The organism is Rhodococcus sp. 1163, from assembly GCF_002091985.1.
GTDB lineage: Bacteria > Actinomycetota > Actinomycetes > Mycobacteriales > Mycobacteriaceae > Rhodococcoides.
The window spans coordinates 1-2,805 of the sequence record NZ_MKKX01000021.1; the positions used below are offsets into that span (position 1 = coordinate 1).

Here is a 2,805-nt window from a genome sequence, read left to right on the forward strand (position 1 = left end):
GTATGTGATTTTCACGTCGGGGTCGACGGGTCGGCCGAAGGGTGTGGCGGTTTCGCATGAGGCTGTGGTGAATCAGTTGGTGTGGAAGAGGTCCGAGTTCGGGTTGGGTGTCGGTGATGTGGTGTTGCTCAAGACCACGGCGACGTTCGATTTGTCGGTGTGGGAGTTCTGGTCGGCGTTGGTGTCGGGTGCGTCGGTGGTGGTGGCGTCGGTGGAGGGGCATCGGGATGTGGCGTATCTGCATGAGTTGATGGTGGCGGAGTCGGTGACGACGTTGCATGTGGTGCCGTCGATGTTGTCGGCGTTGTTGTCGGTGTCGGGTGGTGTGTTGTCGAGTTCGTTGGTGCGGGTGTTGGCGATCGGTGAAGCGTTGCCGGGTGCGACGGCGCAGTGGTTCCGTCGGGGTAATGCGGGTGCGTTGTTCAATTTGTATGGTCCGACGGAGGCTGCGGTGTCGGTGACGGTGCATGAGGTGGGGGCGGGTGATGTTGCGGGTGTGCCTATTGGTGTGCCGGAGTGGAATACGGGTGTGTTGGTGCTCGATGAGCGGTTGCATCCGGTGCCGGTGGGTGTGTCGGGTGAGTTGTATTTGGCGGGTGTGCAGTTGGCGCGTGGGTATGTGGGTCGGGTGGATTTGACGGCGGAGCGGTTTGTGGCGAATCCGTTTGTCGGTGTTGCGGGTGTGGGTGTGGGTTCTCGGTTGTATCGGACGGGTGATGTGGTGCGGTGGGGTGGTTCTGGTGAGTTGGAGTATGTGGGGCGTAGTGATTTTCAGGTGAAGGTGCGTGGGTTCCGGATCGAGTTGGGGGAGATCGAGTCGGCGTTGCGTGGGGTCGATGGGGTGGTCGATGTTGCGGTGGTTGCTCGGGTGGATGAGTTTGCGGGGGATCAGTTGGTGGCGTATGTGGTTGGTGGTGTGGGTGTGTCTTTGGATGTGGGTGAGGTGAAGGTGGCGTTGGGTGCGGTGGTGCCGTCGTACATGGTGCCGTCGGCGTTTGTGGTGTTGGATGCGTTGCCGTTGACGGTGAATGGGAAGTTGGATCGTGCGGCGTTGCCGGCTCCGGTGTTCGAGGCTGTGGTGTTTCGGGCTCCGTCGACTCCGGTGGAGGAGGCGGTGGCGCGGGTGTTTTCTGAGGTGTTGGGTGTTGATCGTGTGGGTGTCGATGATGATTTCTTTGCGTTGGGTGGTAATTCGTTGATTGCGACGCAGGTGGTGTCGCGGTTGGGTGTGGCGTTGGATGCTGTGGTGCCGGTGCGGTTGGTGTTCGAGGCGCCGTCGGTGGGTGGTTTGGCGGTTCGGGTGGAGCAGTCGGTGGGGTCGGGGGATCGGGTTGCGTTGGTGGCGCGGGAGCGTCCGGGTGTGGTGCCGTTGTCGTTGGCGCAGCAGCGGATGTGGTTCCTGAACCGATTCGATGCCGGTTCGGCGGCGTACAACGTGCCGGTCGCCATCAGGCTGTCGGGTGAATTGGATGCCTCTGCCGTAGAGGCCGCGGTGCGAGATGTGATTGCACGGCACGAGTCTCTTCGTACGATGTACCCCGAGACCGAGGACGGCCCGATTCAGTTCGTCGTCCCGGCGGAACGGGTCCGGCCCGATATCCAGGTCGTCGACATCGATGCTTCGGACGTCGAGAGCCGGGTGCGTGCGCTGGCATCCACGACCTTCGATGTGACGACGGAGATACCGCTGCGGGTTCGGTTGTTCACCGTGTCTTCGACGGAACACGTACTTGCCCTTGTGGTGCACCATATTTCGGCTGATGGTTCCTCGATGGGGCCGTTGACGCGTGATGTGATGGTGGCGTATGCGGCGCGTTCTGCCGGTGAGGCTCCTGGTTGGGCTCCGTTGTCGGTGCAGTACGCCGATTTTGCGTTGTGGCAGCGTGAGGTTCTCGGTAGTGAGGAAGATCCGGATTCGATTGCTGCGCAGCAGGTGTCGTATTGGAAGACCGCTTTGGCGGGCCTGCCGGATCAGCTCGATCTGCCGATGGATCGTCCGCGTCCTGCGGTGCAGTCGTATGCAGGAGATCGAGCCGACTTCGCGGTCGATGCGGATGTGCATGCTCAGCTCGTGCAGCTTGCGCGTCGGACCAACAGCACGTTGTTCATGGTGGTGCATTCTGCGATGGCAGTGTTGTTCGCTCGTTTGTCCGGTACCGATGACATTGCTATCGGTACTCCGTTCGCCGGTCGCAGCGACAAAGCTTTGGACGACATCATCGGGATGTTCGTCAACACGTTGGTTTTCCGTAGTCGGATGGATTCTTCGATGACGTTCGAGGAGTTGTTGGCGCAGACTCGGGCGAGTGATTTGCAGGCGTTCGCGCATGCGGATGTGCCGTTCGAGCGTTTGGTGGAGGTGCTCAATCCGGTTCGGTCGACGGCGCGGCATCCGTTGTTCCAGGTGGGGTTGTCTTTCCAGAATCTTGCGCAGAGTTCGTTGGAGTTGTCGGGATTGTCGGTGAGCGGTCTCGATGCTGATACGGGGATTTCGCAGTTCGATCTGCATTTGATCGTGACGGACCGTTACGACGAGGGTGGTCGTCCTTTGGGTGTGGGTGGGTATTTCACGTTTGCGACGGATTTGTTCGATCGGTCGACGGTGGATGGTTTTGTGGAGCGGTTCGTTCGGGTGTTGGAGGCGGTGGTGGCGGATTCGTCTGTGGTGGTCGGTGATGTGGAGTTGGTGGGTGCGGCGGAGCGGGCGAGTTTGATGCGGTTCAGTGATACCGAGCGGGGTGTGGGTTCGGGTTCGACGTTGGCGTCGTTGTTTGTTGATCGGGTGGTGGAGGTTCCGGGTGCGGT

At 60.7% G+C, this 2,805-nt stretch carries 1 protein-coding gene; it reads left to right on the forward strand.

The genetic code is table 11. From position 1 onward, the window contains the following. The coding region (locus BJD99_RS10510; protein ID WP_143542112.1) for a condensation domain-containing protein at positions 1 to 2,805 on the forward strand (2,805 nt) is incomplete at both ends.